Source organism: Streptomyces griseicoloratus, assembly GCF_014534645.1.
Lineage (GTDB): Bacteria > Actinomycetota > Actinomycetes > Streptomycetales > Streptomycetaceae > Streptomyces > Streptomyces griseicoloratus.
Window position 1 is genome coordinate 102,153 of record NZ_JACVQF010000187.1, and the last position, 24,589, is coordinate 126,741.

General features: G+C 70.2%; 23 protein-coding genes and 2 pseudogenes. 15 read left to right on the forward strand and 10 right to left on the reverse strand.

Features of this window, described 5'->3' with window-relative positions:
• Window positions 1-102 precede the first annotated feature (102 nt).
• Together H0H10_RS39910 and H0H10_RS14200 are read left to right on the forward strand one after the other, a co-directional pair.
• Window positions 103-375 carry a helix-turn-helix domain-containing protein gene (locus tag H0H10_RS39910; protein ID WP_309141793.1) on the forward strand — a complete coding sequence of 91 codons (273 nt, stop codon included), beginning with the start codon at window positions 103-105 and terminating at the stop codon, window positions 373-375.
• A gap of 202 nt (window positions 376-577) precedes the next feature.
• Complete coding sequence (locus tag H0H10_RS14200) at window positions 578-853, forward strand: TetR family transcriptional regulator C-terminal domain-containing protein (protein ID WP_188181280.1); 276 nt, start codon at window positions 578-580, stop codon at window positions 851-853.
• Window positions 854-865: 12 nt separating this feature from the next.
• Here the strand turns inward: H0H10_RS14200 and H0H10_RS14205 are convergent, their stop codons facing one another.
• A complete protein-coding gene (locus H0H10_RS14205) occupies window positions 866-2,311 on the reverse strand; it encodes an MFS transporter (protein ID WP_188181281.1) in 1,446 nt (481 codons plus the stop codon).
• 220 nt (window positions 2,312-2,531) lie between these two features.
• Between H0H10_RS14205 and H0H10_RS14210 the strand changes: the two genes are divergently transcribed.
• Window positions 2,532-3,473, forward strand: coding sequence for a LysR family transcriptional regulator (locus tag H0H10_RS14210; protein ID WP_188181282.1), 942 nt, complete (start codon window positions 2,532-2,534; stop codon window positions 3,471-3,473).
• 392 nt (window positions 3,474-3,865) lie between these two features.
• Here the strand turns inward: H0H10_RS14210 and H0H10_RS14215 are convergent, their stop codons facing one another.
• Complete coding sequence (locus H0H10_RS14215) at window positions 3,866-4,339, reverse strand: MarR family winged helix-turn-helix transcriptional regulator (RefSeq protein ID WP_188181283.1); 474 nt, start codon at window positions 4,337-4,339, stop codon at window positions 3,866-3,868.
• 148 nt (window positions 4,340-4,487) lie between these two features.
• On the opposite strand from H0H10_RS14215, the gene H0H10_RS14220 reads away from it, so the two are divergent.
• The 7 genes from H0H10_RS14220 to H0H10_RS14250 all read left to right on the forward strand — a co-directional run bounded on the left by H0H10_RS14220 (window position 4,488) and on the right by H0H10_RS14250 (window position 11,394).
• Window positions 4,488-5,693 carry an MFS transporter gene (locus tag H0H10_RS14220; protein WP_188181284.1) on the forward strand — a complete coding sequence of 402 codons (1,206 nt, stop codon included), beginning with the start codon at window positions 4,488-4,490 and terminating at the stop codon, window positions 5,691-5,693.
• 59 nt (window positions 5,694-5,752) lie between these two features.
• Window positions 5,753-6,187: a GlcG/HbpS family heme-binding protein gene (locus H0H10_RS14225; protein WP_188181285.1), complete on the forward strand. Its 435-nt coding sequence runs from the start codon at window positions 5,753-5,755 to the stop codon at window positions 6,185-6,187.
• On the forward strand, window positions 6,184-6,540 hold the full coding sequence (locus H0H10_RS14230; protein ID WP_188181286.1) for a nuclear transport factor 2 family protein: 357 nt from the start codon (window positions 6,184-6,186) through the stop codon (window positions 6,538-6,540). Before H0H10_RS14225 ends, H0H10_RS14230 begins: the two co-directional genes overlap by 4 nt.
• Before the next feature lie 15 nt (window positions 6,541-6,555).
• The gene (locus tag H0H10_RS14235) at window positions 6,556-7,389 is read left to right on the forward strand and encodes an aldo/keto reductase (protein WP_188181287.1); all 834 of its coding nucleotides are present in this window, start codon (window positions 6,556-6,558) and stop codon (window positions 7,387-7,389) included.
• A 776-nt stretch (window positions 7,390-8,165) separates the two neighbouring features.
• Window positions 8,166-9,161 carry a LacI family DNA-binding transcriptional regulator gene (locus H0H10_RS14240; RefSeq protein ID WP_188181288.1) on the forward strand — a complete coding sequence of 332 codons (996 nt, stop codon included), beginning with the start codon at window positions 8,166-8,168 and terminating at the stop codon, window positions 9,159-9,161.
• 192 nt (window positions 9,162-9,353) lie between these two features.
• The gene (locus H0H10_RS14245; protein ID WP_188181289.1) at window positions 9,354-9,809 is read left to right on the forward strand and encodes an RpiB/LacA/LacB family sugar-phosphate isomerase; all 456 of its coding nucleotides are present in this window, start codon (window positions 9,354-9,356) and stop codon (window positions 9,807-9,809) included.
• Between the two features lie 205 nt (window positions 9,810-10,014).
• Complete coding sequence (locus H0H10_RS14250; protein ID WP_223179862.1) at window positions 10,015-11,394, forward strand: MFS transporter; 1,380 nt, start codon at window positions 10,015-10,017, stop codon at window positions 11,392-11,394.
• A 278-nt stretch (window positions 11,395-11,672) separates the two neighbouring features.
• Here H0H10_RS14250 and H0H10_RS14255 read toward each other — a convergent pair whose 3' ends face one another.
• From H0H10_RS14255 to H0H10_RS14270, 4 genes are all read right to left on the reverse strand, one after another.
• Window positions 11,673-12,212, reverse strand: a complete 540-nt coding sequence (locus H0H10_RS14255; protein ID WP_188181482.1) for a GNAT family N-acetyltransferase — start codon at window positions 12,210-12,212, stop codon at window positions 11,673-11,675.
• A 637-nt stretch (window positions 12,213-12,849) separates the two neighbouring features.
• Entirely contained in the window at window positions 12,850-15,009 is a 2,160-nt protein-coding gene (locus tag H0H10_RS14260; RefSeq protein ID WP_188181290.1) for a SpoIIE family protein phosphatase, read from the reverse strand.
• Window positions 15,010-15,475: 466 nt separating this feature from the next.
• Window positions 15,476-16,060 carry a hypothetical protein gene (locus H0H10_RS14265; protein WP_188181291.1) on the reverse strand — a complete coding sequence of 195 codons (585 nt, stop codon included), beginning with the start codon at window positions 16,058-16,060 and terminating at the stop codon, window positions 15,476-15,478.
• Between the two features lie 273 nt (window positions 16,061-16,333).
• The gene (locus tag H0H10_RS14270) at window positions 16,334-17,191 is read right to left on the reverse strand and encodes a Rieske (2Fe-2S) protein (protein WP_188181483.1); all 858 of its coding nucleotides are present in this window, start codon (window positions 17,189-17,191) and stop codon (window positions 16,334-16,336) included.
• 443 nt (window positions 17,192-17,634) lie between these two features.
• Here H0H10_RS14270 and H0H10_RS14275 point away from each other — a divergent pair, with 443 nt between their 5' ends.
• From H0H10_RS14275 to H0H10_RS14285, 3 genes are all read left to right on the forward strand, one after another.
• Window positions 17,635-18,834 carry a hypothetical protein gene (locus H0H10_RS14275; RefSeq protein ID WP_188181292.1) on the forward strand — a complete coding sequence of 400 codons (1,200 nt, stop codon included), beginning with the start codon at window positions 17,635-17,637 and terminating at the stop codon, window positions 18,832-18,834.
• 10 nt (window positions 18,835-18,844) lie between these two features.
• Window positions 18,845-19,438, forward strand: coding sequence for a hemerythrin domain-containing protein (locus tag H0H10_RS14280; protein ID WP_188181293.1), 594 nt, complete (start codon window positions 18,845-18,847; stop codon window positions 19,436-19,438).
• A 681-nt stretch (window positions 19,439-20,119) separates the two neighbouring features.
• Window positions 20,120-20,527 carry a hypothetical protein gene (locus tag H0H10_RS14285; protein WP_188181294.1) on the forward strand — a complete coding sequence of 136 codons (408 nt, stop codon included), beginning with the start codon at window positions 20,120-20,122 and terminating at the stop codon, window positions 20,525-20,527.
• Here the strand turns inward: H0H10_RS14285 and H0H10_RS41245 are convergent.
• The gene (locus tag H0H10_RS41245) at window positions 20,508-21,047 is read right to left on the reverse strand and encodes a hypothetical protein (protein WP_188181295.1); all 540 of its coding nucleotides are present in this window, start codon (window positions 21,045-21,047) and stop codon (window positions 20,508-20,510) included. The two genes, H0H10_RS14285 and H0H10_RS41245, sit on opposite strands and share 20 nt — an antisense overlap.
• Between H0H10_RS41245 and H0H10_RS14295 the strand changes: the two are divergent.
• Window positions 21,013-21,222 (forward strand): annotated as a pseudogene (locus H0H10_RS14295) (LLM class flavin-dependent oxidoreductase); the annotation flags it as partial. The gene H0H10_RS41245 and the pseudogene H0H10_RS14295 sit on opposite strands and share 35 nt — an antisense overlap.
• 205 nt (window positions 21,223-21,427) lie before the next feature.
• On the opposite strand, the pseudogene H0H10_RS14300 reads toward H0H10_RS14295, so the two are convergent.
• Window positions 21,428-21,856 (reverse strand): annotated as a pseudogene (locus tag H0H10_RS14300) (helix-turn-helix domain-containing protein); the annotation flags it as partial.
• 353 nt (window positions 21,857-22,209) lie between these two features.
• Here H0H10_RS14300 and H0H10_RS14305 point away from each other — a divergent pair.
• Window positions 22,210-22,947, forward strand: coding sequence for an SAM-dependent methyltransferase (locus H0H10_RS14305; protein WP_188181296.1), 738 nt, complete (start codon window positions 22,210-22,212; stop codon window positions 22,945-22,947).
• A gap of 107 nt (window positions 22,948-23,054) precedes the next feature.
• Here the strand turns inward: H0H10_RS14305 and H0H10_RS14310 are convergent, their stop codons facing one another.
• A complete protein-coding gene (locus tag H0H10_RS14310; protein ID WP_188181297.1) occupies window positions 23,055-23,834 on the reverse strand; it encodes a hypothetical protein in 780 nt (259 codons plus the stop codon).
• 509 nt (window positions 23,835-24,343) lie between these two features.
• Window positions 24,344-24,553, reverse strand: coding sequence for a hypothetical protein (locus tag H0H10_RS14315; protein WP_188181298.1), 210 nt, complete (start codon window positions 24,551-24,553; stop codon window positions 24,344-24,346).
• Window positions 24,554-24,589: the final 36 nt, after the last annotated feature.

A 24,589-nucleotide genomic window follows, 5' to 3' on the forward strand; every position in this document is an offset into this window, starting at 1 on the left:
GGGACATCTGTGCCTCCGGGCTCCAACGGACGCTCGCGGACGCCGGGCTGGTGATCTCCGCGGGCAAGATGTCTCACCTGCGGTCCGGCCGAACCGCTGACTGTGCGCCTCGACGACCTCGACATCATCTGCGAGGTGCTGGACTGCACGCCCGCCGAACTCCTCGTTCCGGAGAAGCGGGACGAGCGTCAGACCGCCCAGCGGCGGAGGAGAGGGAAGCGCCTACGACGACACTTACGTCGACGGGACCGGTCGGTCTGGACGCCGACCACCGCGTCCCGCTGGGCGAGGCCTGGGACAGCGGCACGACCGACTGGACCGGTCCAGGAACGCCAGGACTTCGCCAACGACCTCGACGACCCGCGCTCCCTGTGATGGTCTTCATCAGCAGCAACCACTCCAAAGGGCGAGAAGGGCCCCGCCCAGTGGCAGCCACCGGCCGCCGGCAACCGGTGCGAGTACAACACCGAAGGCAGCTCGCCGAGGACGGGCGGGGGCTGCCCGCGGTCGCGGACTTCTTCCATGGCCTGATCAGCGCGCGTACGACGGGAGAGAGCACGCGCGCTGAGGCTGCCCGGTGTCCAACGCGCACGCGGGCGCGGAGAGCGACGACCTGGAGGTGCGGGCCGTCCTCGGCCAGCACCACCAGGGGCTGTGCGACGCGCTGCGCTCCGCGCTCGAAGCGGCAAGTGAAGAAGGGCAGTTGGCGGATGCGGTCGGTCCGGCCTCGGCGGCTGAGCTGCTCGCACTGCTCGTGTACGGGGTGAACGTGCGGTCGCGGGCGGGCGGTGACGCGCGTTCCCTGAGCCGCACCGTCGATGCGGCCCTCGGCTCGCTCCGGTTCCCGGGCTGAGAGCGTCGGGTCTCACTTCGCGGTGGCCGTGCCCGGTTGTCGCGGAGATCGCCCGATGAAACCGGCGACCACGCCGGCGCCGACGAGCAGCATGACCCCGGCCACCACCAGGGCGAGCCGCGTCCCGTCGCCGACCGAGGGAGCCGTGCCGATCACCGTGCCGAGAACCGCCACGCCCAGCACCGCCCCCGTCTGCCGTGCGGAGTTCAGCGCGCCCGAGGCGATCCCCGACTGCTCCATGGCGACCGAACCCACCACCGCGGTCATCAGCGGCGGGATCGCGAAGGAGACCCCGAAGCCGAGCACCAGCAGGCCGACGCTCATCGCCACGAGTGACGCAGGCGAGTCCGAGGTGAACGCGGATGGGATCAGGACGCCGACGCCCATCATCAGGAATCCGGCGATGGCGGGCCTGCGGGCGCCGATCCGGCCTACGAGGCGTCCGGTGAAGACCGGGTTGAAGGCCGTCGGCAACGTGAGGGGCAGGAAGGCGAGTCCGGTGGCGAACGCCGAGTAGCCGTGCGCCTCTTGGAAGAACAGCGAGAGCGCGAAGAGCACACCGGAGAGACCGAAGTTGACCAGTGCGCCGGCGAACAGGCCCGCGGACAGCGTCCGGTTGCGCAACATTCCGAGCGGCAGCATGGGGGCGTGACGCGACGTCTCCGGGCGTCGCTCGGCCATGACGAACAGCCAGCCGGCCACCACGAACATTCCGAGCCCGCCCAGCACTTGCGGCGATCCCCAGCTCTCCGGCCCGCTCTCGACCAGTCCGTAGGTGAGCCCCGCCAGCGCCAGCACGGCCGCGAACTGCCCCGGCAGGTCAGGCCCCTTCGATGACCTGGGGGTGCTTGCCGGAGCGTGCTTGGCCGTGAGGACGGTACTCACCAAGGCGACCGGAACGTTGAGCAGGAAGATGGCCTGCCAGCCCAGCGTGTCGGTGAGGACACCGCCGACCAGCGGTCCGGCCGCCAGCGCGCTGCCGCTGATGGCTGCCCAGGCGCCCATGGCCCGGGCCCGTGCCGCCGGTTCGGTGTAGGCGTGGGCGATGATGGCGAGCGAGGTGGGCAGCAGCAGGGCACCCGCCACCCCGAGCAGGGCCCGCAGCACGATCAACGCGCCCATGGATCCCACCACCGCCGAGCCGCCCGACAGCAGGCCGAACAACCCCAGGCCGATCAGGAACACCCTGCGGCCGCCGTACCGGTCGCAGAGCGCCCCGGCGCTGAGCAGGAAGGCGGCAAACGTGAGGGTGTACCCGTTGGACACCCACTGCAGGGAGCTGAGCGAGCCCGACAGGTCCCTGCCGATGGCGGGCAGCGACACGGTGACGACCGTAGTGTCCAACATGACCATGAAGTAGCCGAGGGAGAGCCCGACCAACAGGGGGCCACGCCGCCGCGAGACTGCCGGGCCGTCCTGGTCCGGGGAGTCGAGGGAGAGTGCTGACTTGCTGGACATGCGCGTCCTTCCGGGAATGAGCGAGTTCGCCGCGGGCCGGGCCCGCACACTGAGCAGGCCGGAGGATCACCGGGCCGGCTGTACACCGGGGGCGATGGCTGAAATCCTCGCGATGAGAAGCCGGTTGAAGAAGCGGGCTCTGCCGATGGCGGCCATCGGCAGAGCCGATCAGGTCGAAGCCCGGATCGAGGCGAGGCCGAGGAGAAGGGCGGTACCGACTGTGGAACTGCGTCACCTGCTGACGTTCCGGACCGTGGCGCGGACACTCAACTTCACCCGTGCCGCTGCCGAGTTGCACTACGCCCAGTCCAGCGTCACCGAACAGATCCAGGCTCTCGAATCCGAGCTGGCCGCGAAGCTCTTCGACCGCACCCGCCGCAAGCTGTCACTCACCCCCGCGGGCGAGCGGCTCGTCGAGTACGCGGACCAGATGCTGCTCCTCGCCCAGCAGGCCCGCACCGCCGTGAGCGAGGAGGCCCAGGAACCGGGCGGCCTGCTGACCGTCGGCGGCCTGGAAACCCTGTGCGCCCACCGCCTCCCGGCCCTCCTCGCCCCCTACCGCCGCGCCCACCCGCGCGTCCGGGTGGCCTTGCGCCCCGGCGGGCGCGGTGAACTGTACGAGGGCGTGCGGCGCGGCGAGATCGACGTCGTGTTCACCTTCGGCCGGGTCCCGGACGATGAGCTCCTGGCCGGCGAAAGCCTCACCACCGAGCAGCTCGTGGTCGTCGTGCCCCCGGATCACCGGCTCGCCGGCCACCAGCAGGTGGCCGCCGTCGACCTCCGCGGTGAGACGTTCCTCGCCACACCGCGAGGCTGCGGCTTCCGGGAGATGCTCGACGACCTCATCCGCTCCCTTGGGCCCGACGCCCCGGTCATCGACGCTGAGGTCGCGAGCATGGCCGCGCTGTCTCAGTGCGCCGCGGCGGGAATGGGATGCGCCCTGCTGCCGACGACAGCTGTGGCCGGGGCCGCCGCCCGCGGTGAAGTGATCGCGATTCCGCTGGCGGGCAGCGCCGCGCAGACCTCGGTCACGATGACATGGCTGCGCAAGGCCGAAGCACGGCCGAGCGTGGCGGCGTTCCTCGCCACCGCCCGTTCGGCCTTCGAAGATCTCGTCCCCGGCGGCCCCGGGACCCACGACGTATCCGACCGGGCCGCCTGACAGTGATCGATCACGTACCCGGTCCCGGGCTGTCTCCCGCCTGCGCAGCAGATTCATCACGGTGAGTGTGAGCACAACGTCGCCGTGTGGGTTGAGGACTTCGATGTCCGACCAGGCCGCGGTCCGGCTTCGACGCGACGGGCGGGCCGCGGGATCGTCGTACGGATGGACAGGCTGTCGCCCGGACGCACCGGTGCCGGGTCCAGCGCAGCTCGTCGACACCGGGCGAGGCCAGGCCGGCGACCTTGCCGACGTAGTGATCGGCGTACAGCCGCGTCATCACGGACGCGGTGTGCCGGCCACTGGCGATGAGCCTCTGAACGGGCCGGTCGCGGCGGCCTCCGGGTCGGTGTGGATGGTCTCTGCGGGTCAAACGTTCCGGGCGATGGCCTTCATGCTGCGGCCACCGCCGCCGGCGTGCGGATGGCCTCGACCGTGCGGACAAGGGGCGCGAGCTGCGGGTCCTCGGCGGCTTCGGCGAGGGCTTCGCGCAGCGCGGCCTCGTTGGTGGGGCGCGCCTGTTCGAGGAGCCTCAGGCCCTCCTCGGAGACGTTGGTGTAGATGCCCCGGCGGTCGGTGGGGCACAGGTAGCGGGAAAGCAGCCCGCGGTCCTCGAGGCGGGTGACCAGGCGGGTGGTGGCGCTCTGGCTGAGGACGACGGCGTCGGCGACCTGTTTCATCTGCAGGTGACCGCCCTCTCCGTCGTGCTGGCGGCTGAGCACGTCGAGCAGGGAGTACTCACGCACGCTCAGGCCGTGTCCGGTCTGGAGGGCGTGCTCCAGGTGGGACTCGATCCGGCCGTGCAGCAAGGAAAGGGCGCACCAGCCGTGGGCCAGGGCGGTGAGTGCGGGGGCGGTGGCGGTCATCGGGTCTCCTTCGTCGGACCATCCCCCCAATAGTTGCACACGACGGCTAATGCATACCAGGGTTGATCCCGCTTGCATTTTGTCGGCGTCTGCAATTATTGTCTTGTGACCTAACCACCACGTACAACCACCTGGAAGGTACTCCCCCATGCCACTCGCGCTCCTGGCCCTCGCCATCGGGGCCTTCGGGATCGGCACTACCGAATTCGTGATCATGGGCGTGCTGCCCCAGGTCGCAGGAGACTTCGGCGTCACCATCCCGACGGCCGGCTGGCTGGTCTCCGGTTACGCGCTCGGCGTCGTCATCGGCGCCCCGCTGCTGACCGTGCTCGGCACCCGGGTCTCCCGCAAGAAGATGCTCATGTTCCTCATGGGCCTGTTCATCGCCGGCAACGCCCTCTCCGCCGCCGCCCCCAGCTTCGGCCTCATGCTGACCGGCCGGATCGTCGCCTCCCTCGCGCACGGCGCGTTCTTCGGCATCGGCTCCGTCGTCGCCGCCGACCTCGTCGCCCCGCAGAAGAAGGCCTCCGCGATCTCCCTGATGTTCATGGGCCTGACCGTGGCCAACATCGTCGGCGTCCCCGGCGGCACGTACGTCGGCCAGGCCGCCGGCTGGCGCGTCACCTTCGCGATCGTCGCCGCCCTCGGCGTCGTCGGCCTCCTCGGGGTGGCCAGGCTCGTCCCCGAGACCGGCCGCCCGGAGTCGGTGAGCGTCCGCGGTGAGTTCGCTGCCTTCCGCAACGTCCAGGTCTGGCTCGCGATGGCGATGACCGTCCTCGGATACGGCGGTGTGTTCGCCGCGATCACCTACATCACGCCGATGATGACCGAGGTCGCCGGCTACACCGAAGGCGCCGTGACCTGGCTGCTCGTCCTGTTCGGCGTCGGCATGTTCCTGGGCAACCTGCTCGGCGGCAAGTTCGCCGACCGCGCCCTGATGCCGATGCTCTTCACCGCGCTTGCGGCCCTCACCGCCGCCCTGCTCCTGTTCACGGCCACCGCGCACAACAAGGTCCTCGCCGCGGTCACCCTCTCCCTGATCGGCGCCCTCGGCTTCGCGACCGTGCCGCCGCTGCAGAAGTGGGTACTCGACCAGGCCTCCGCCGCACCGACCCTCGCCTCCGCCGCCAACATCGGCGCCTTCAACCTCGGCAACGCCCTCGCCGCCTGGCTCGGCGGTGTCGTGATCGCCGCGGGCCTCGGCTTCACCGCCCCGAACTGGGTCGGCGCGATCCTCTCCGGTACGGCGCTGCTGCTCGCCTTCCTCGCGGCCCGCCTGGACCGGCGTACCCACAGCGCGGGCCGCGTCGTCACCGGGTCCGCGGTGGCCGAGCCCGCCCCGGCAACGGTCTGACCCGCACCCCAGCCCTGTCCCCGAGATCCCCGAGACATCCCTCCGAGAAGGAACCCCTCATGAGCACCACCACCGCACCGGCCCCTGTCGCCCCGCTGACCACACAGGACGCCGAGCTGCTGATCGACTCCGCCCGGCGCGCCGCCGAGGCCGCCGGAGTCACGGTCAGCGTCACCGTCCTCGACGCGGGCGGCCGCCTGCTCGCCTTCCGCCGCGACGACCGGGCCGTCCTGATCTCCGGCGAGACCAGCACCCGCAAGGCGTACACCGCGCTGCAGCTCGACGCCCCCACCGCCGACCTGGTCGACCTGGTCAAGCCCGACGGGCCGTTCCACTCGCTGCCCACCGCCCTCGACAGGCCGTTGCTTTTCATCGCCGGCGGCATCCCCGTCCACCGCGACGGCCGGCTGATCGGCGCGATCGGTGTCGGCGGCGGCGCCCCGGAGCAGGACCACGGCTTCGCCACCGCCGCGCTCGCCGAGCTCGCCCGATGAGCCGCACCCCGCAGGAGGTCTTCGCCGACCACGGCAACCGGCTCGGCACCGGCGACCTCGACCTGATCAGCCAGAACTACACCGAGGACGCCGTCTTCCTCACCCGCGAGGGCGCCCTCACGGGACGCGAGGGAGTACGGCGGGGCATCGGCGCCCTGCTCGCCGATCTGCCGGACGCCGACTGGCAGTTGACCCCGCAGTTCGCCGGTGACGTGCTGTTCCTGCAGTGGAGCGCCGCCACCGGCACCCACGAGGTCACCGACGGCGTCGACACCTTCGTCTTCCGCGACGGACTCATCAGCGCCCAGACCGTCCGCTACACCCTGACCCCCCGTACGACCCGTACCGCCTGAAAGGCCACACGCACCATGGCATCGAACAGCAGCATCCCCACTGTCACCCTCAACAACGGTGTCGAGATCCCGCAGCTCGGCTTCGGCGTCTTCCAGGTCCCGGACGAGGAGACCACCGCCGCCGTCGCCTCCGCCCTGGGAGCCGGCTACCGCTCCATCGACACCGCCGCGATCTACGGCAACGAGGCCGGCGTCGGCAAGGCCCTCGCGACCTCCGGGATCGCCCGCGAGGACCTGTTCATCACCACCAAGCTGTGGAACGCCGACCAGGGCTACGACGCCACGCTCCGCGCCTTCGACGACAGCCTGGCCAAGCTCGGCCTCGACTACGTCGACATGTACCTGATCCACTGGCCCACCCCGGCCCGTGACCTGTACAAGGAGACCTGGAAGGCCATCGAGAAGCTCGTCGCCGACGGCCGGGTCCGCACCGCGGGCGTCTCCAACTTCCAGCCCGACCACCTGAAGCGGCTGATCGACGGCGCCGAGCTCGTCCCGGCCGTCAACCAGGTCGAGCTGCACCCGGGCCTGCAGCAGAGCGAACTGCGCGCAGTCCACGCCGAGCTGGGCATCGCCACCGAGGCGTGGAGCCCGCTCGCCCAGGGCGCCGTCCTGGGGGACGAGGCCATCACGGGCGTCGCCGGCCGGCACGGCAAGTCCCCGGCCCAGGTCGTGCTGCGCTGGCACCTGCAGCTCGGCAACATCGTCATCCCCAAGTCGGTGACGCCCGAGCGCATCCGGCAGAACCTCGACGTCTTCGACTTCACCCTCACCGACGACGAGATGGCCTCGATCGCCGGCCTCGACCGCGACCTGCGCACCGGCCCGCACCCGGACCAGTTCAACTGACCCTGCCGCGGCGGCGGTCGATCCGCTCTGAAACCCCTGACGGGTTGCGGTTGCCCCAGCTCGCGCGGGCGGGATGGCAGGTCCCGCCCGCGCGAGCGCGTTCATGTACTCCCGATGCACTCCCCCGTACACCCGCCGTCTCCCCCCGCACTCCCGGCGTACCGAGTCTCGAAAGCCGTGCCTCGGATGTCCGACTCCCCCACCGCCCTCGACCGGCTCGTGAGCCCCGCGGGCCTGCCGGCCCTGGGCCTCGAACTGCCCCTCGACAACGACAGCACCCGGCTGCGTGCCCTGCACGCCGACCCGTCCGGCGACGGCCGCCCCTTCGGCGCGCCGGCCTGGCCCGCCACACCGAACTCGACCGGCTCGCCGACCGGTTGGGCTTCGCGGGCTCTTCCGCTGCGGCAGCCACTGCTCGTCGCGAAGGGCCGCCGCGACCGTCGACGTACTCTCCGGCGGGCGCTGTCTACGTGGCCCTCCATCTCGTCGGCATGGTGCCGACCCTGCTCTTCCTGCACACCGACGCCGATCCCGGCGCCCGCCCCGCCTGCCGCGGACACCGTCTCCCCCACATCTGCCCTGGCCTGAGGCCCAGCGGCCCCTGCCGTGGCCAGGCATCCGATCCTTTCGCGCTGGTCACGGCAGGAACTCAGACGCAAGGCGGGTGATGTCCCGTCAGAGGCCACGGGTTCGTCTCGACCCTTGCCTCTTCGCCCACCGTGTGAAAGCTTTACGTCATAAGACGCATGGAAACGTTTCCACGAGGAGGTGGGGCGATGGCCACGATCAAGGACGTCGCGGCCAGGGCAGGGGTCGCGCTGGGAACCGCATCGCGGGTGCTGAGTGGCAGCAGCCAGACCTCCGCCGATTCCCGGGCCCGGGTGCTCGCCGCTGCCGCTGAGCTCGGTTACGTCGCCCACGGGCCGGCCCGGTCCCTGCGACGGGCCCGGACCGACGTGCTGGGGCTGCTGGTGTCGGACATCCGCAACCCGTTCTTCTCCGAGCTGGCTCACGCGGCCGAGCAGGAGGCACGCCGGCACGGTTTCACCGTGCTGCTGGCCAACGCCAACGAGGACGCCGAGCAGGCCGACGCCTACCTGCGGACCTTCGCCGGCCAGCGCGTCGACGGCCTGCTGTTCTCGCCCCAGGACAACATCTCACCGCAGCTCGCCGCCACACTCGCCTCGGGGATGCCGCTGGTCTTCCTCAACCGGACGGTCGAGGGCGTCGACGCACCGCTGTACGGCACGGACAACGCACAGGGCGTGCAGCAGGTGCTCTCCTGGCTCGAACGCCGGGGCCACCGCGACGTCGCGTTCATCGGCGGACCGGAGACGATCTCCACCGGTGCCGAGCGCCGTGCCGCCTACGTCGCCGGCCGGGCCGCCCACGGCATCAGCACCGACGACCGGCTGCTCGACGCCGGTGACTTCCTGGCCGGCGGCGCCGCCGAGGCCATGAGCCGCGTCATCGACCGCGGCGTGCCGTTCACCGCCGTGTTCGGCGCGAACGGCCAGACGACCCTGGGCGCGGTGCGTGCGCTGCGGGAGCGGCTCGGCGCCGAGCAGGCGGCCCGCATCGAGATCGTCTCCTTCGACGACCTCGACTGGTTCGAGTTCGCCTCACCACCCATCAGCGCGGTCCGTAACGACGCCTCGGCCATCGGCCGGCTCGGGGTCCGCGGGCTCATCGATCTCCTCGCCGGCCGTGAGGCAGTCGGTCAGCGCATCGCGACCACCTTCATCGACCGAGCTGTGCGGGGCACCGGTTGAGTGCCCCGGCAGCCCCCGCGCCTCTCGCCCAAGCCGCACCGACACGTCCTCGGCTGCCGGCCACGGCCTGAACACCTGAGTCCGTCGCCGCCGCTGCCGGCACGAGCGGCGAGAACAGCCGCGCCGCCCGGAGAGCGCGGAGGCGTCCGCGGCTGACGCGAGACAGTACGCCCTGCTTGAAAGGAACAAGCCATGAAGGTCGCCCTCGGCGCAGACCACGCCGGTTTCCCGCTGAAGGACGCCGTGCGCAAGGCCATCGAGGTCCTCGGGCACGAGGTGATCGACTGCGGCACTCACAGCGATGCCCCCGTCGACTTCCCGGACATCACCCGCTCGACCTGCGAAGCGGTGCTCGACGGATCGGCCGATCGGGCCGTGCTCGTCTGCGGCACCGGCCAGGGCGCCGTCATGGCTGCCAACAAGCTGCCCGGCATCCGCTGCGGCCTTGCCCACGAGCCGTACTCCGCCCACCAGGCCGTCGAGCACGACGACGCCAACGCCATCGCGGTGGGGGCGTGGCTGGTGCCGCACGCACTCGTACCCGACATCATGCGCGAGTTCCTCAACGCCGTGTTCGACGACGACGAGGAGACCCGTCGCCGGGTCGCCAAGCTGAACGCGCTCGACGACCTGACCCCGTCCCTCTGACCCTCACCGTCTCATCCCTCGCGCGGACGGACCGTCCGTCGCGCTGAATGACGCCGAAGGCCCCGGCCCTGCACGGCCCCGCCAGGCGTCTGTTCGTCATGCCCGCAATTCCCGGACAAGGGACTCGGCCCCGCTCGTGCGGCCCCCCTCCTTCTCACTGCATTGACGCCGGCACCTGGTCGGCGACCTACCGAGGAGACCTTGCATGTCCACCAGCGCCACCGCCGGACGGCGAAGCGTGCTCGGCTCGAAGGACCGCGTCAAGACCGCGGTCGCCGCGGCCCTGGGCACCAGCGTCGAGAACTACGATTTCATCGCCTACGGCACCGCTTCCGCGCTCTACTTCGGCGCGGTCTTCTTCCCCGAGAGCGACCGGTTCGTCGGCACCCTGCTCTCCTTCGCCACCCTGGCCGTCGGATTCGTCATGCGCCCCCTGGGAGGCGCCGTCGGCGGCTACTTCGCCGACAGGTTCGGACGCAAGCCCGTCCTGGTCACGGCGATGATCGTCATGGGCGCCGCGACCTTCCTCATCGGCGTACTGCCCACCTACGAGCAGGTCGGGGCGCTCGCACCGGTCCTGCTCGTGGTCATCAGGATGATGCAGGGCCTGGCGTTCGGCGCCGAATGGGGCGGCGCGATCACCATGGCCTACGAGCACGCGCCCTGGCACCGCCGCGGCATGTTCGCGGCGATCCCGCAGTCCGGCAACCCCCTGGGCATCGCCCTGGCCAGCGGCGTGTTCGCCTTCAGCGACACACTGGAGGGCAACTGGCAGTGGAGGACGCCGTTCCTGCTCAGCGCCGTCCTGGTCGTCGTCGCGCTGATCGTCCGCTCCCGTCTGTCGGAATCCCCCGAGTTCCAGGAAGCCCAGGCCACCGGCAAGACCGAGAAGAACCCCCTGCTGGCTACCCTCGCCGGCGACTGGCGCGGCATCCTGCGCGTCATCGCCCTGCGCGTCGTGGAGTCCTTCGCCTACTACTCCACCGCGACCTACCTGCTCAACTACATCACCGACCGCCACCCCGCTCTCCGGCCCGTCGCCCTCGGCGCCATCACCGCCGCCAGCATCCTCGCCATCGCCGTGACCTTCCTGGCCGGCGCTCTCACCGACCGCATCGGACGCCGCCCCATCTACATCGCCGCCTGCACCGTGGCGATCCTGTTCGCCTTCCCGATGTACCTGCTCACCAACTCCGCCCAACCCGCCCTCGTGGTCACGGTGTTCATCATCGGCATCGGCCTCATCCACGCCTCGCTCACGGGAACCCAGGGAGCCTTGCTCACCGAGCAGTTCCGCACCGCGACCCGCACCTCGGGCGCCTCACTGGGCTACCAGATCGCCGCGGCCATCGGCGGCTTCGCGCCGTTGCTCGCCGCCGCGCTGGTGGGAGCCTTCGGCTGGCCGGGCGCCGCGCTGCTCTACCTGGGCGCGGCCCTGATCGGCCTTGCCGGCATCCTCTCGACGAAGGAGACCTGGGGCCGCAGCGAACGGGAGCGCGTGTGGCGCCTCGTGGCCGAGGAGAACACCGGCCGGGCGCCGTCGCAGACAGCCGTGCCCCTGCCTGCCTCGTCCGAATCGCGCTGAAGGCGCACCCGACCCGCCCGTGCGCCGGCAACCGCCCCCGCACTCACGCCTCTCGGAGCCGCTGTCCGGGTCCGGGTGCCGCCAGGTCCCGGACAGTGACGCCGCCTCAGCGTCCAGGCCGGCAGCCGGCCGAACAGGCTGGTCACATCCGGCCTGGGCCGACGCAGCGGCTGCTGCGCTACGCCCGCTGTGGACGAGACCGGCTCGTGCAGAAGGGCCGGGCTTCGGCGGGCATCCAGCGGCAGCACTCCGACAGATAGGCGCTGTCGAGCGCGAGCTCAATCGGCGGGTGTCACAGGGGACCGCATGCCGAGCCATTGCTCAGCGTCCCAGGCCCAGAACCGCTCCACCTCGGTGAACCCCAGCTTCGCCGCGAGGCGCATCGAGGCGACGTTGGCGGTCTGGGTGGCGAGCACCACCGGCTCGCCGGGAAGAACGCCGTCGAACCAGTCGAGTGCAGCGGTGCACGCCTCGGCGGCATACCCGAATCCCCATGCCTGCGGCAGGAACAGGTAGCCGAGATCGGCTTTCCCTGCGGCAGCCGGGCGACGGTGCTCCGTTGCTCTCCTGAGCAGGACGTGGCCGATCATCGCTCCGTCGAGATCGACGACGAAGCTCCCGGGCCACCGCTCGGGCACCTCGGGCAACTCACGCTCAAGCTCATCACGCGGGCGGGGTCCGCCGAGGTAGGTGTGCACGTCCGGCGACGCCAGCAGCTCGATGAACGCCGCACGGTCCCGGGTCTCGGGCCCGCGCAATACGAGCCTCTCGGTCCTGATAGGTGCAGGCGGCCAGGCAACGGGCCCGAGATCAGTCATGCCGACCAGCCAATCAGCAGGCTCAGCAGCGATCAAGACTCGCTGACTTTCTTGACTTCTCATCCCTCTGAGATGTCTTGACACGGGCCGTGGTCAAGGAGAAATGCGGCGGGTGCGAGGACAAGAAGGTTGAGGGGATCGTCGAACCTGGACCGGCTCGCCCGAGAGCTCATCCTCTCCACAGGCGGTCGTCGCGAACCGACATGGGTAGTGCGGGGATCACGGCCGCAGCAAGAGGTGCAGGAGCGTGACGACGCCGGCGCCCACTAGGAGGGCAGTGCCGAAGGCGGGGTGAAGGAAGGCAAATAACTGAGCGGGTCGGAATGCACAGCCCTCCATCAGGCTTCGCGGCACCAGGAGATCGGCGTCGCCGTCGAGCAGTTGCTCACCGGAGACATCCCCGAACCGAGCCCGCGGGGACACCGGGAGGGGCAACTGATGGGCAAGGCCAGCCGACGGCGCCAGCGGTGACGCGCGGATCGAAACCTCCAGAACGAGGACGGCACGACCCGGAAGTGCAAGCGGACGATCGCCACGCACGCACTCGGCCTTGGCGGGCTCCCATTCGGTGCCCTTCAGACCACGTTGTCGCTGGATCCCACCGGCAAGAGCCGGCGCTGCGAGGGCGGCACCCTGCTCACCGAGGGGAACCGGCCGAAACGGGAAGGGTCTGCTCGGCCCAGATGACCTTGCCGCCGTCGGCGAAGCGGACGCCCCACCGGTCGGTCAGCTGCGACACGATGTACAGGCCGCGGCCGCTCTCGTCACTGGGCCCGGCATGGCGCAGGTGCGGTGCGGCGCTGCCGTGGTCGCGGACCTCACAAGTGAGATTTCGGTCCAGGATGAGCCGCAGGCGGACGGGGGGTGCACCGTGCCGGACCGCGTTGGTGACGAGCTCGCTGACGACCAGCTCGGTGGCGAAGGCAGTCTCCTGGCCGATCCCCCAGTCGGCCAGCCGTTGAACGGCCGCTTCGCGGGCGATGGAGGCGGCTTGGTCGGAGCCGGTGAGCTCCCAGGTCGCGACGTGGTCGGCAGGGAAGGAGCAGGCGCGGGCCAGGAGGAGGGCGGCGCTGGGCCGGGTGTCCTCTGGGATGGCGCGGACGACGGCGTCGGCCTGCTCCTGCAGCGGGCGGCCCGGACGGCTGAGCTCAGCGCTCAGGACCTCCCAGGCGGTCTGGTCGTCGGCGAGGAGTGAGCCGGTGTGCAGGGCGAGAACGGTGCCCTCGGGTATCTCGAAGGTGCAGCTGCCGAAGGGGCGCTTCTCGACGCTCCCCAGGGGCGGCCCTTCCGGGATGTCGGGCGTCTCGATGCTGCCGTCGGGGCCGGCGATGATGGGGCCGGGATGGTCGGCGCGGCATATCGTGCAGGTGCCGGCGAACGGGTCGAAGAGCGCGTAGAGGCAGCTGGCCGTGAGCGCCTCACGGTGCAGAGGGTCGGCGGGCGGAAGGGCTGCCCGTTCTTGAGCCAGGGCTGTCGCGGTGGCGTCGAGACGGTGCATGAGTTCATCGGGATCCAGGTCAAGTGCCGCGAGAGTGTGGACGACAGTGCGCAGCTGTCCCATGACCATGGCAGCCTCGATGCCCTCCCCCATGACATCTCCGACGACCAGCGCAGTGCGGGCTCCGGGCAGGTCAATGGTGTCGAACCAGTATCCGGCCCGTCTCCCGGGCAGGTTGAGGTAGGCGGACTCCACCGCGGGCTGGGGCGGAGGCCTGCGGGGTAGGGCGCGGCGCTGCATGGTCGCGGCCACCAGCCGCTCGCTGGTGTAGCGACGTGCGTTGTCCAGGCACAGCGCGGCGTGGGCGGCGATCTCGCAGGCGGTGGCCCGGTCCTCGTCGTCGTAGGGCTCTGGGTCGCCGCACCGGTAGAAGTAGGCCATGCCCAGTACGGCACCGTGCACGGTCAAGGGGACGAGCATCATGCTCTGGGCTCCGGTCGCGATGAGCGCCTGGGTGGAGGGGTCGCGGATCTCCGGGTCCCAGAGCGCGTCCGGGGTGAGCGTGGTGATGCGTGGTTCGAGGTCCGAGAAGACCAGTCCGTAGGGCGTGTCACTCGCGGGAGCGCGCGTATCACCCAGCGGATAGGTCGCGAGGAGCTCGTCGCAGCCGACAGAGGCGACGTGCCGCAGTGTGACCTCCGGGTCCACGGGCGCGAGCGGAGGGTCGCCGCCGGACACGACACCGTCCACGATCTCCACGCCGGCGATGTCGGTGAAGCGGGTGGGCTCCGCTCCCGCCACCACGGTGCCGGTGAGATCGGGAAAGCGGACGGTCACCGTGTCGACCAGTTCCTGGCAGGTGGCGGTGATGTCCAGGGTCCGCCCGACCCGCTGCCGCACCGACGAGAGGAGTGCGAGCCTGTTGCGTGCTTTCTCGCGTGCGGTGACGTCCGTCGTCGTTCGAGCGAGGCCGATCACGTTCCCCTGCGGGTCCTCGAGGCGGAAGATGCTCGTGGAATGCACCTCCAGGCTGTCCGCCGAGTGGATCCCTACCAGACGGTCCAGGGCCGGGGTGCCGCTGGCCAGCACCGCGCGGCTGACCGCGACCTCCGCATCGGGGTCGGAGTACTCCATCGCGTCGGTGAAGAAGCACCCCACGATGTCCTCGGCAGACAGCTTCACCACTCTTGGCACGTGCAGTTCGGCCTGGACGATCCGCAGCTGCGTGTCCATGACAAGGAGGTCGACCAGCGGCTGGGACAGCAGCCCCTCGATCAAAGCGGCACCGACGCCGCCGATGCTGAAGTGGCTGTCCGCGTCGAGGATCAGCCCAGTGTCCTCATTGCTCTGCGAACCCACCAGCCACCTCCGTGCGCTCGCTGTGAGCATCAGGCCGGTCGTCGACCACTATAAAGCCCGGAAGTGACCTTCCGCCCGGTGAGAAGCGGTCCAGGACCGTGAGTTGGCTCAGGGTCTCCGGGGTGGCGAGCGCGACCTCCTCGGTCCGGCGGCCTGAGTCCGGGTACGCCGCGGACCCCGTGGGGCCGGATGGACCGCTTCTGCACAGGAAGCCGTGCTCAACGCACTCATCGCGAACGAGACCATGGTCGGCCGAAACGGCCACCGCTCCCCCGGCCTGCCCCACGACCGCCTGCGCGAACTGTCAAGAACAGCGGTACGTACCAGCGCACACCCGGCAGCGCGTCCGGCGGATGCCGTATGGCTGAGGAGTAGCGCCGGCGCTGTGCCGGTGCCGCGCGGGCGCCTGGACGCGCAGGAGCGTTGCGGACGGTGCGGCCGGCCGGGGAGACGCCCGCGTCACTCATCAATCGGACTGCGGCCCGTTACGGTCTGGCCGCCGGCGGCGTGCTGGGGACCACCGTCCGTGGGCGTCCTCGCGGGGCAGTGGGCCCACGTCAGGGTGACGGCCGGGGCGCAGGGCGGCATGGCGTTCACCGGGTCCGGGCCCGCCACAGGCGGCGAGGGCGTCGGCCACGGCGCCGGTGACGAAGGCGTAGACGGCCTTGTGCAGCAGGTCCACGACCAGCTCCTTGCGGGGCCAGCCGGAAGGCGGGGCGCCGACGCCGGTGGCGTTCTCCAGGATCTGGTCGTTCGTGAGGCGGACGACGGCGAACTGGGCGGAGGCGACCGGACCGCGCAGACCGGCGTTGGCCATGACCGAGCGCAACACGCCGAGGAGGGCGGCCTGGCCGTGGTGCATGGCCCAGTTGACCAGCAGTGGCTGCTTGCCGGGGCGCTCGGGCAGGCCGGTCAGGCGTTGGAGGACTCGTGCGGGCACATGGGAGTCAGGCCGGCCGGTGAGAGCCTGCTCGATCTTCTCACCGAGTGTCATCATGACACCTCCGGCTGTCCCCGCGACCAGCCCCTGCCACAGCGACTGCTTGACCATGGCACGGCGAGTACCCCTGTGCCGGCGTGAGACACCGCGCCGGGCCGCCCAGCGGACGCGCCGCCGGCGCTGGTACTGGGAGTGGCTGGTACACCGCCCGCGGCCGGGCCCGACGTACGCACCCGGAAGGCCGCACTCGTCGCGCTGTGCAGCAGGCGGTACGGCCGGCGCCTTCGCTGCGGACTTCGCCCGGCCACCTCTGCGGCACTCGGTCCCCGGGTCATGGCACGGGAGGGCGGGCGGACGGCACGCTGTGAGCGCTCGCTGCCGGTCCTACCGGCGCAGGCGCACCTCGACGTGCCCGTCGACGATGCGGGTGTCGAAGGCGGGCTGCGGTGCGGTGGCGGGGCCACGGACGTTCCAGCCGTCCGAGAGCCGGAAGACGCTGCCGTGCCAGGGACAGCGGACACACCCGTCGGCGACCGTGCCCTCGGAGAGCGGTCCCGCGAGGTGACTGCATCGCTCGGCCAGCGCGTGCAGGGTCCCGCCGAGTTCACGCACGACCAGGACCGGCACGTCGTCCACGCTGCGCCGCACGGACTGGCCGGCGGGGAACTCGTCCACGGTTCCGATCCGGTGCCAGCCGTCCGTGAGGACGTGCGGGACCTCTTCGGCATGGTTGGCACCGCAGGCCAGCCGGTAGGCGAGGTGGCCGCCCAGCATGCCGCCGAGCCCGACCGCCGACAGCCCGAGAAAGCCGTACGCCCGGCCGGCTCCCGTCCGCCCGGTGAGGCGGCAGACGAGCGAGGCACCGTACAGGACCACGGCTGCCGTGTTGGTCAGGGCGTGCACGAGTCCGACCCGCATGTGCTGCCGGTGCAGTTCCGCCCAGTCGACGGCGCCCGCCAGTGCGGCGGGCGCCGCAGCGGCCAGCCCGACGCCCACCAGGAGATCCGCCTCACGGGAGCGGCCGGGCCTCAGGTCCAGTACCGCGGCGGACAGCCAGCTGCCGATCGGCACCTGCACCATCAAGGGGTGCACCGGATGTCCCAGCCACCTGCCGTGCAACAGGTCACGCACGTCGCCGAGCGGCAGACTTCGCACGGCCCTGCCGAGAACGTCGATCACCGAGTCCGTCCGGGTGTTCCGCTCAACGGCGTCCAGCAGCCATAGGACTCTGTTCTGCCGCATCCGGCGGCGGGGCAGGGTGCTCATGGGCGCAGAGTCCCCATCAGTGCGTGGGGCAAACGGAGGCGGCAGGGCGGTGCTCCCTGGTCAGCCGTCCGGCTTATGCGCGTACGCAGCCCCGGGCAAGAAGGTACTCGGCGGACTGGCTGTACTCCTCGCCTCCACCGGTGTGGACGCCGTACCCGTGCGCAAGGCGGTGCCGGGCCGCGCACTCGCCGACGCCGCGAGGGGGCGGCACTGCCCGACGGTTGAGGCGTGAGCGGGGGGTGCGTGGGCCCGGTCAGCCGAAGACCGGTGCTCTGAGGGAGGGACCTCGCCACCGTCCGGGCGTGTGCTGTAGCTGGGCGCCGCCTGATGGCTGAAACATGGCAGGGTGCCCTGGCTCGCGGACTGAAAGACGGCGACGGGGGACTTCGCCCACCCGGACTTCCCACGAGAGAGTGCCCATGACGTTCAATCCTCTGGAGCAGCGGGGCATTCCGCTGGACCGCCAGGTGCGCAGCTGGCGTGAGCTGAATGTGGAGCCCATCGACCCGGACCGCTGTGACCCGTACACCCGGTGCCGGATCATCACGATGAACGGGATCGAGGTGGAGGCGATCCTGTTCAGCCACCAGCTCGCCCGCAACACGGTCGATCCCGAGATCAAGCGGCAGCTGGCGCGGGTGCGGTACATCGAGGCGCAGCAGCAGAAGGTGGTGAACTGGCTGCTGCCGGGTGTGTCGTCGGTGCTGGAGACGACGATCGCCTACGAGCAGGTCGCGGTCGACCTGACCGCCTGGGTCGCGCGGATGGAGCCGGATCCGTACCTGAAGCAGGCGTACCAGTTCGGTGTGCTGGAGGACTTCGACCACCTGTACCGGTACGCGAACCTGTACGAGATGATCGAGCACCGCAAGGCGGAGTCGATCGTCGACAACCTGACCGAGGTCATGCCCGGCCGGCCCACGAAGTTCCACCACCGCGACCCGGTGGACAACGTCCGCGACCCGTACGCCAAGGACGAGACCGACCCGCTGTCGAAGCTGCACGCGCTGACGATCATGTCGGCGGAACAGCAGACGATGAACTTCTACATGAACACCGGCCCCACCTACATGGAGCCGATCGCCCGCCAGCTGTACCAGGAGATCGGGCTGATCGAGGAGGAGCACGTCACCCACTACGAGTCGCTGGTCGACCCGGGTGAGACATGGTGGGAGCAGCTGGTCAACCACGAGTACAACGAGTGCTACCTCTACTACTCCTTCATGGAGCAGGAGAGCGACCCGAAGGTGAAGGCGATCTGGGAGCTGCACCTCAACATGGAGCTCGAGCACCTGCATACGGCCTGTGACCTGATGCGCCGCCACGACGGCCGTGATCCCGCCTCCGTACTGGCACCAGAGCTGCCCAACGTGCTCACCTTCGAACCGAACAAGCAGTACCTGCGCGAGCTGCTGAACACCCAGATGGACCTGACCACGCTCGGCGCGGGCTACGTGCGTGAGGCGCACGAGCGGTTCGAGCAGATGCAGGAGCAGATCCACGGCGGCGAGGAGCCGCCGAGCGAGCGGGTCATGGCCGAGCACGACGAGATGTTCGGCCGCGAGTACCGCGTCCAGTCCGAGGGTGAGCACCCCGACCCCGCCATGCGTGAGAAGTAGGGAAGCCGAGATGTCCGAGCTGCACACCCCGCAGGCCGGGGACGACCAGGCCCAGGACACCGACGTGGTGGCGTTGCTGATGCGCCAGCACGGCGACATCCGCAACCTCTTCGACGAGGTCGAGGCCACCACCGGTGAGGAGCGCCGCGACGCGTTCCGCCGCCTGGTGCGGCTGCTGGCCGTGCACGAGACCGCCGAGGAGGAAGTCGTCCACCCCTTCGCCCGACGCGGCTTCCCCGGCGGCGAGCAGGTCGTCGAAGACCGGCTCGCCGAAGAGCGCGCCGCGAAGGAGACCCTCGCCGCCCTGGACGAGATGGACACCGACGGCCCCGAGTTCATGCCGCAGCTGATGCAGCTGCGCACCGACGTCCAGCAACACGCCCGAGCGGAAGAACGCTACGAGTTCACCCACATCCGCCGCAGCGCCGATGCCACCGCTCTCGCCGCCATGGCCAAGGCCGTCAAGGCCGCCGAAGCCATGGCTCCCACACATCCCCACCCCGGTGTGGAGTCCGGTGCGGCGAACGTGGCACTCGGCCCGATTGCCGCACTGATGGACCGCACCAAGGACACGGTGCGCAAAGCCATGGGCGACAACGGCTGACCGGAAGGAGCGGGCCAGGGCGTCGCCCACCGCCGAGAGCGAACGGTTCTGGACTAAGGAGCGAATGCGTCAGGCAGACGGTCTGTGACGCGACTGGCGCCGCCCGATGAAGCATCGGGCGGCGCCGGCGAACAGGAGACCGCCGCCCGCGTGGGTGATCTCGGACGGTGCGTTCGTGGCCGCACCCCACACGTTGCCGTGGCGGGGTGAAGGAGTCCGCACCCGTACCGGCGGCGTTCGTGCGGGCGTCGTAGCCCCGCTGGTCGGTCGCCTGAGAGGGGTCCCACACGCCCTGCACCGCATTGCTGTACATGTCCGAGAAGTCGACGACCACGACCTGCCGCCCGACCGGGATGCCGTCGCCGGAGGGCGCTTTCATCCCCCGATGCACCGCTTGCCCCTGGCCGGGGCTAGCGTTGTCACACCTTGGACACGTCCGAAATGACAGCTACATGGGCAGTCATTACGTTCATCGCAAGTCGGTCGCTCGGCCGATGTCCGTGAGACGAGAGACGTGACATGCCCACGCATACATTTGCTCTGGCCACTGCCGGCGTTGGCACGGCGGTCCTTGCAGTCACCGGTATCACTTACGCCTCGACCTCCGATGCCACCTCGGCGTCACCCTCTGTGCACCACGCGGCCGCCCCTGTCCAGCGTCCGGCTCAGCCCGCCCAACGTGTGACCAAGCCTGCCCAACGAGCCGCCCCTACTGGGGTTACCGAGGGCGACGGCCACTCAGGCAGCGAAAAGGAGGACGAGGGCCGCGACCGCGAGGGCGGCGAAGAGGGCTACAGCCATGAGGAAGAGGGAAGGATCTACTTCAACGAACGTACGTACTCGGCCTCCGCCGACGGCTGCATCTCCGCGGCCAGCGGACTGGGTTCCAGCAGCTTCAGTATTTTCAATGACAGCCGGAAGACCGTCGAGGTCTTCCGCGGCTTCACCTGTGACAACGGCGCTCCGGTCGCCACCGTGGGTCCTCACGGCTCCACCCACGGCGTTGTGACTCGTACCGTCCAGGGGAGCCTGTTCGGTGACGACGGCGTCGCGGGCAGCTTCCGGGTGATCAGCGACGAGGAGTGGTGACAGCGTTGCTCGGAGCACAGGAATGATCCCGGCACCGACGTGATCGGGCCGATGTTACCGACGTCCTGGTCGCGCTCGCTGGACCGCTCAGGACCGGCGCACGGCCCGCTCCGGATCGGCGGCCGCGGTGACGGCGACGCGGCAGATCCTGGCCGAGGCGGTCCGCGAGGGCGAGCGCCCGGCGATGGTCGCGGCCCCAGACGTGGAGCTGGCGGACCGGGCGTACGAGGGTGAGGGCGCGGGCCTGGAGTTCGGCCTGCCTGCCGGTGCCGAGGACGGTCGCGCGGGTCGCGTCCGGGCCGGACAGCGCGCGGGCGCAGACAGCTCCGGCGGCGGCCGTGCGGAGGTCGGAGAGGTGGCGTTCGTCCTCCAGCACGGTGGAGACGGCGCCGGTCGACGCGTCGAAGAGCGCGCGCCCACCCTGCGCGGCGCCGCACCAGCCGCGCCCGGCGGGCCGAGCTGCGCGAACAGCTCGACGCCTGATCTTGCCCTCCCCCTCCTCACAGACAGGAACCGCCATGACCCGCACGATCCAACTCGCGCTGCACCCCTACGGTGTGGGCGGCCCCGGCCGGCACGGCCTGTGGAAGGACCCGCGCGCCGCGAAGAACGCCAGCATCGACATCGACTACTACATCAAGCAGGCGCAGGCCGCCGAACACGCCCTGTTCGACGCGCTGTTCATCGTCGAGACGCCGGCGCGCCTTCGACGGCATCAACCTCGCCTTCCGCGCCCACGAGGAGCTTGACCTCTTCGTCGACGGCCTTGTGCCGGTTTCCGCCGGTCAGCGACACCGCGAGTGGGATGCCCTGGCCGTGGGCGAGGAATGGGATGGACGCCGTCGCCTTTGAGACGGCCGCACTTGTGCTCAAGTCTCGTCGGTGATCACCTGCCTGCGATCACTTGCGAAGTCGGGAACGGTACTCGCCCGGGGGCATGCCTCGGGCGCGTCGGAAGGCACGGCTGAAAGCGTGCGGAGAGGCGTAGCCGACCGCGCCGGAGATCGACTCGACCGGCTCGTCGGTGTCGCGGAGCCGGACGGACGCCAGGTCCATGCGCCACTGCGTCAGGTACGCGCCCGGCGTCTGTCCGAGGGCGGACCGGAAGTGCCTGGACAGCGTCGTCCGGGAGACCGCCGTGGCGGCCGCCAGGGACTCGGTGGTCCAGGGGTGTTCCGGTCGGGCGTGGACACATACCAGGGCGTCGCGCACGACCGGATCACGCATCGCGCCCAGCCATGAGCCGGACTGCCTCTCCGGGTGGCGGGCCGACCAGACGCGTATGAACTGGATGAGCAGAAGGTCGACGATGCTGTGGGATGCGCCTGAACACTCGGCGCGGCAGTGGAGGGAGTGCGCGGATGCCGCACTGCCGCCTCCTTGAGACCCTACGCAGGACCAGCGCAGCGACCAGCCCCGTGAGACCGATCAGTTGACGATCTGTGTCAGTGCGGCTCGCGCGCGGCGACCAACTCTGCACGCATTCGGTTCCGGGACTCAGGTCGCGTACGAAGCAGTTCGTATGTCTCCATAGGGGTCATCGGTCCGCATTCCGTACAACACCTGCCGGTCGGGCAACGGGGTGGTTGTCGAATCCTGTGGATCGGTGGTTGCCTGTGCGGCGTTCCGGCTCTGGAGGAAAAGCAGGTGCGTGCCGCCTCAGCCCATGGCAGGCTCCGCCGGTGAACCGTGAACAGATCTCCAGGCTTGCCCATGCGGATCATCCGATTGCGGCCCCGCTCGACGACGACTCCGTGCGCCGACTGCTGGAACACGGCATCCCACGCGGCGACGAGCGCATACTCGACCTCGGCTGCGGCGGCGGAGAGTGGCTCGTGCGTGCCCTGACCACGCATCCGCAGCTGCGGGCCGAGGGCGTCGACGTCTCCGAGAGCGCGCTGGCCCATGCCCGTAAAACCGCGCGCACCCTCGGCGTTCACGAGCGCCTCGTCCTCCACCACGAGGACGCCGCAGACTTCGCCGCCTCCCACGCGTTCGACCTGGTGCTCAGCGTCGGGGCCACGCACGCCTTCGGTGGCCTGCTCGCCACCCTCACGGCGGCACGCAAGCACCTGGCCCCCGGGGGACGCGTCCTGATCGGTGACGGCTTCTGGGCCCGCGAGCCCTCCTCCGAGGCCGTCGACATGCTCGGGAACCTCTCCGATCTGCCGACCACCATGGACCGCGTCATCGCCGATGGGTGGACACCCGTCCACGGGCACATCAGCACACGCCGAGAGCTCGACGACTACGAATGGGCCTGGACGGGCGCACTGGCCTCATGGGCCCTGGACCACCCCAACGATCCGGACAGTACCCAGGCGCTCGCAGCAGCCACCACCCACCGCGACCAATGGCTGCGCGTCTACCGGGACGCCTTTGGCTTCCTCTGCCTGATCCTGCGCCGGACGTCCGGCTGAACCGGAGTGGACCGCCCCACCACCTCAGCCCGGCTCCCGGCACATGGCCGGCACCTGCCGGGCCGAGGCGGAGGCGGGGTGCAGGCGGCGGTGCCGGTCGCACCCGATCAGCCGGCCGAAGTGTTCTGTGTCGCCTCGTGTGCTTCGGCGAGCGCTCGCTGCCTGAGGTTGCTGCCGAACAACTGAATCGTGGTGGCGGTCAGGATGTCATCCCTGCCGATGGTCCGCCCGTCCCCCTTGTGGGTGGACAGGGCCTGGAGGGAATCCTTGAGGAACGGAGGTGAGGCCGGTTCGCCCGACATCACTGGGGTGACCGTACCGAAACGTCTGGCCCCGCCCTCGCGGACGACCACGGCCGCGTCTCGGGCGAGGTCCGTCAGGAACACGCTCGCGATTCCGTCAAGGTCGCGGACCATCGCTGGGACGGCCGTCACCCCCTGGCTCCGCAGCAGCTTCTTGACTCCGGCCTCGAACCTGTGGGCGCCGACCACAGCACTCGTTTTGCGTGACCTGCTGCGCTTACGGGAAGGCACGATGACACCCGCGGTGTCGTACAGGACCCCGGTCAGGTCTCGGAACGTCGGGCTGTGGTCGTACCACTTGCTCCCCACCTCGAGCTCGACGTTCCGGTCGATCGCCGAGAGAAGGTCCCCGGGAATCAGCTTCTTCCGAGCCTCCTCCGCCGCCGCTCTCCTCGCACCGTCGATGATCTCCGTCAACACTGTCCGAGTCACCGACGCGGCGGCCCACGCGGCCGACCGGGAAACGTGCATCGAGGTCACGTCCCTGAACACCGCTTTGACGAGAGAAGGCTTGAACGGCGAGACATCCATGACCGAGGCGGTCCTGGGACCGCCGCGCTCAGGGCGTGCGGGCTGTATGGTCATCGGAGGAAACGCTCCTTGCTGCCGGAGTTACCAGAGACCCACACTTCACCACGCAGCCCCGCTCTCTTCCCCATCCTCCGTCGAAGCGGCACCCGGTCAAGGCTGAGCACCTCGGCGGCCTTCCGGGGCAGAGCCCCCGCCAGCCCTTGAACCGGGGGCTGCCGGCGTTCTCGCCCGATGCCGGCTCGGCGCCGGGTCCGCAGACTGCCCCGACCACAAGCCCCACCATGTCGTCGTCTGCACCGGCCACGCCACCGTCTTCGACACCAAACGGCACCGCTCCCTCGCCGTCGCCCACGCCGGCACTCTCCTCATCCCCGGCCCAGTTCGCCGGCCAGGAGACAGAGAAGACAGCTGATGCCCAGCCGAACCCGAAGAAGGCCGACAAAGTCGGAGGCAGGGGAAAGCATTGACCGATGCGGTTGGGCTTCCGCACAGCCCGAATCCGCCAACAGCGCGCCCTCACCGTCGGGCCGGCAGGGGCGCGCCGGCTGGCTTTCAGACTGTCATCAGACGGAGACGCTGACGCCGGCGTGGTTGTACTGGCCGGCGGTGGTCAGGACCTCGTTCTTGACGGCGTCGATCTGGGCCAGGACATCCGCGTCGCTGACCGCCGTGGGGCCGACTACGAGGCTGGCGTGCGGGTCCAGGCCGCCGGAGACGTTGTCGAGCTCGGCGTCGGAGATCTCGACGGTCTCGACCTGGGGAGCGGAGTGCATGATGAAACTTCCCTTCGTATGGGTGATCCACAGGGG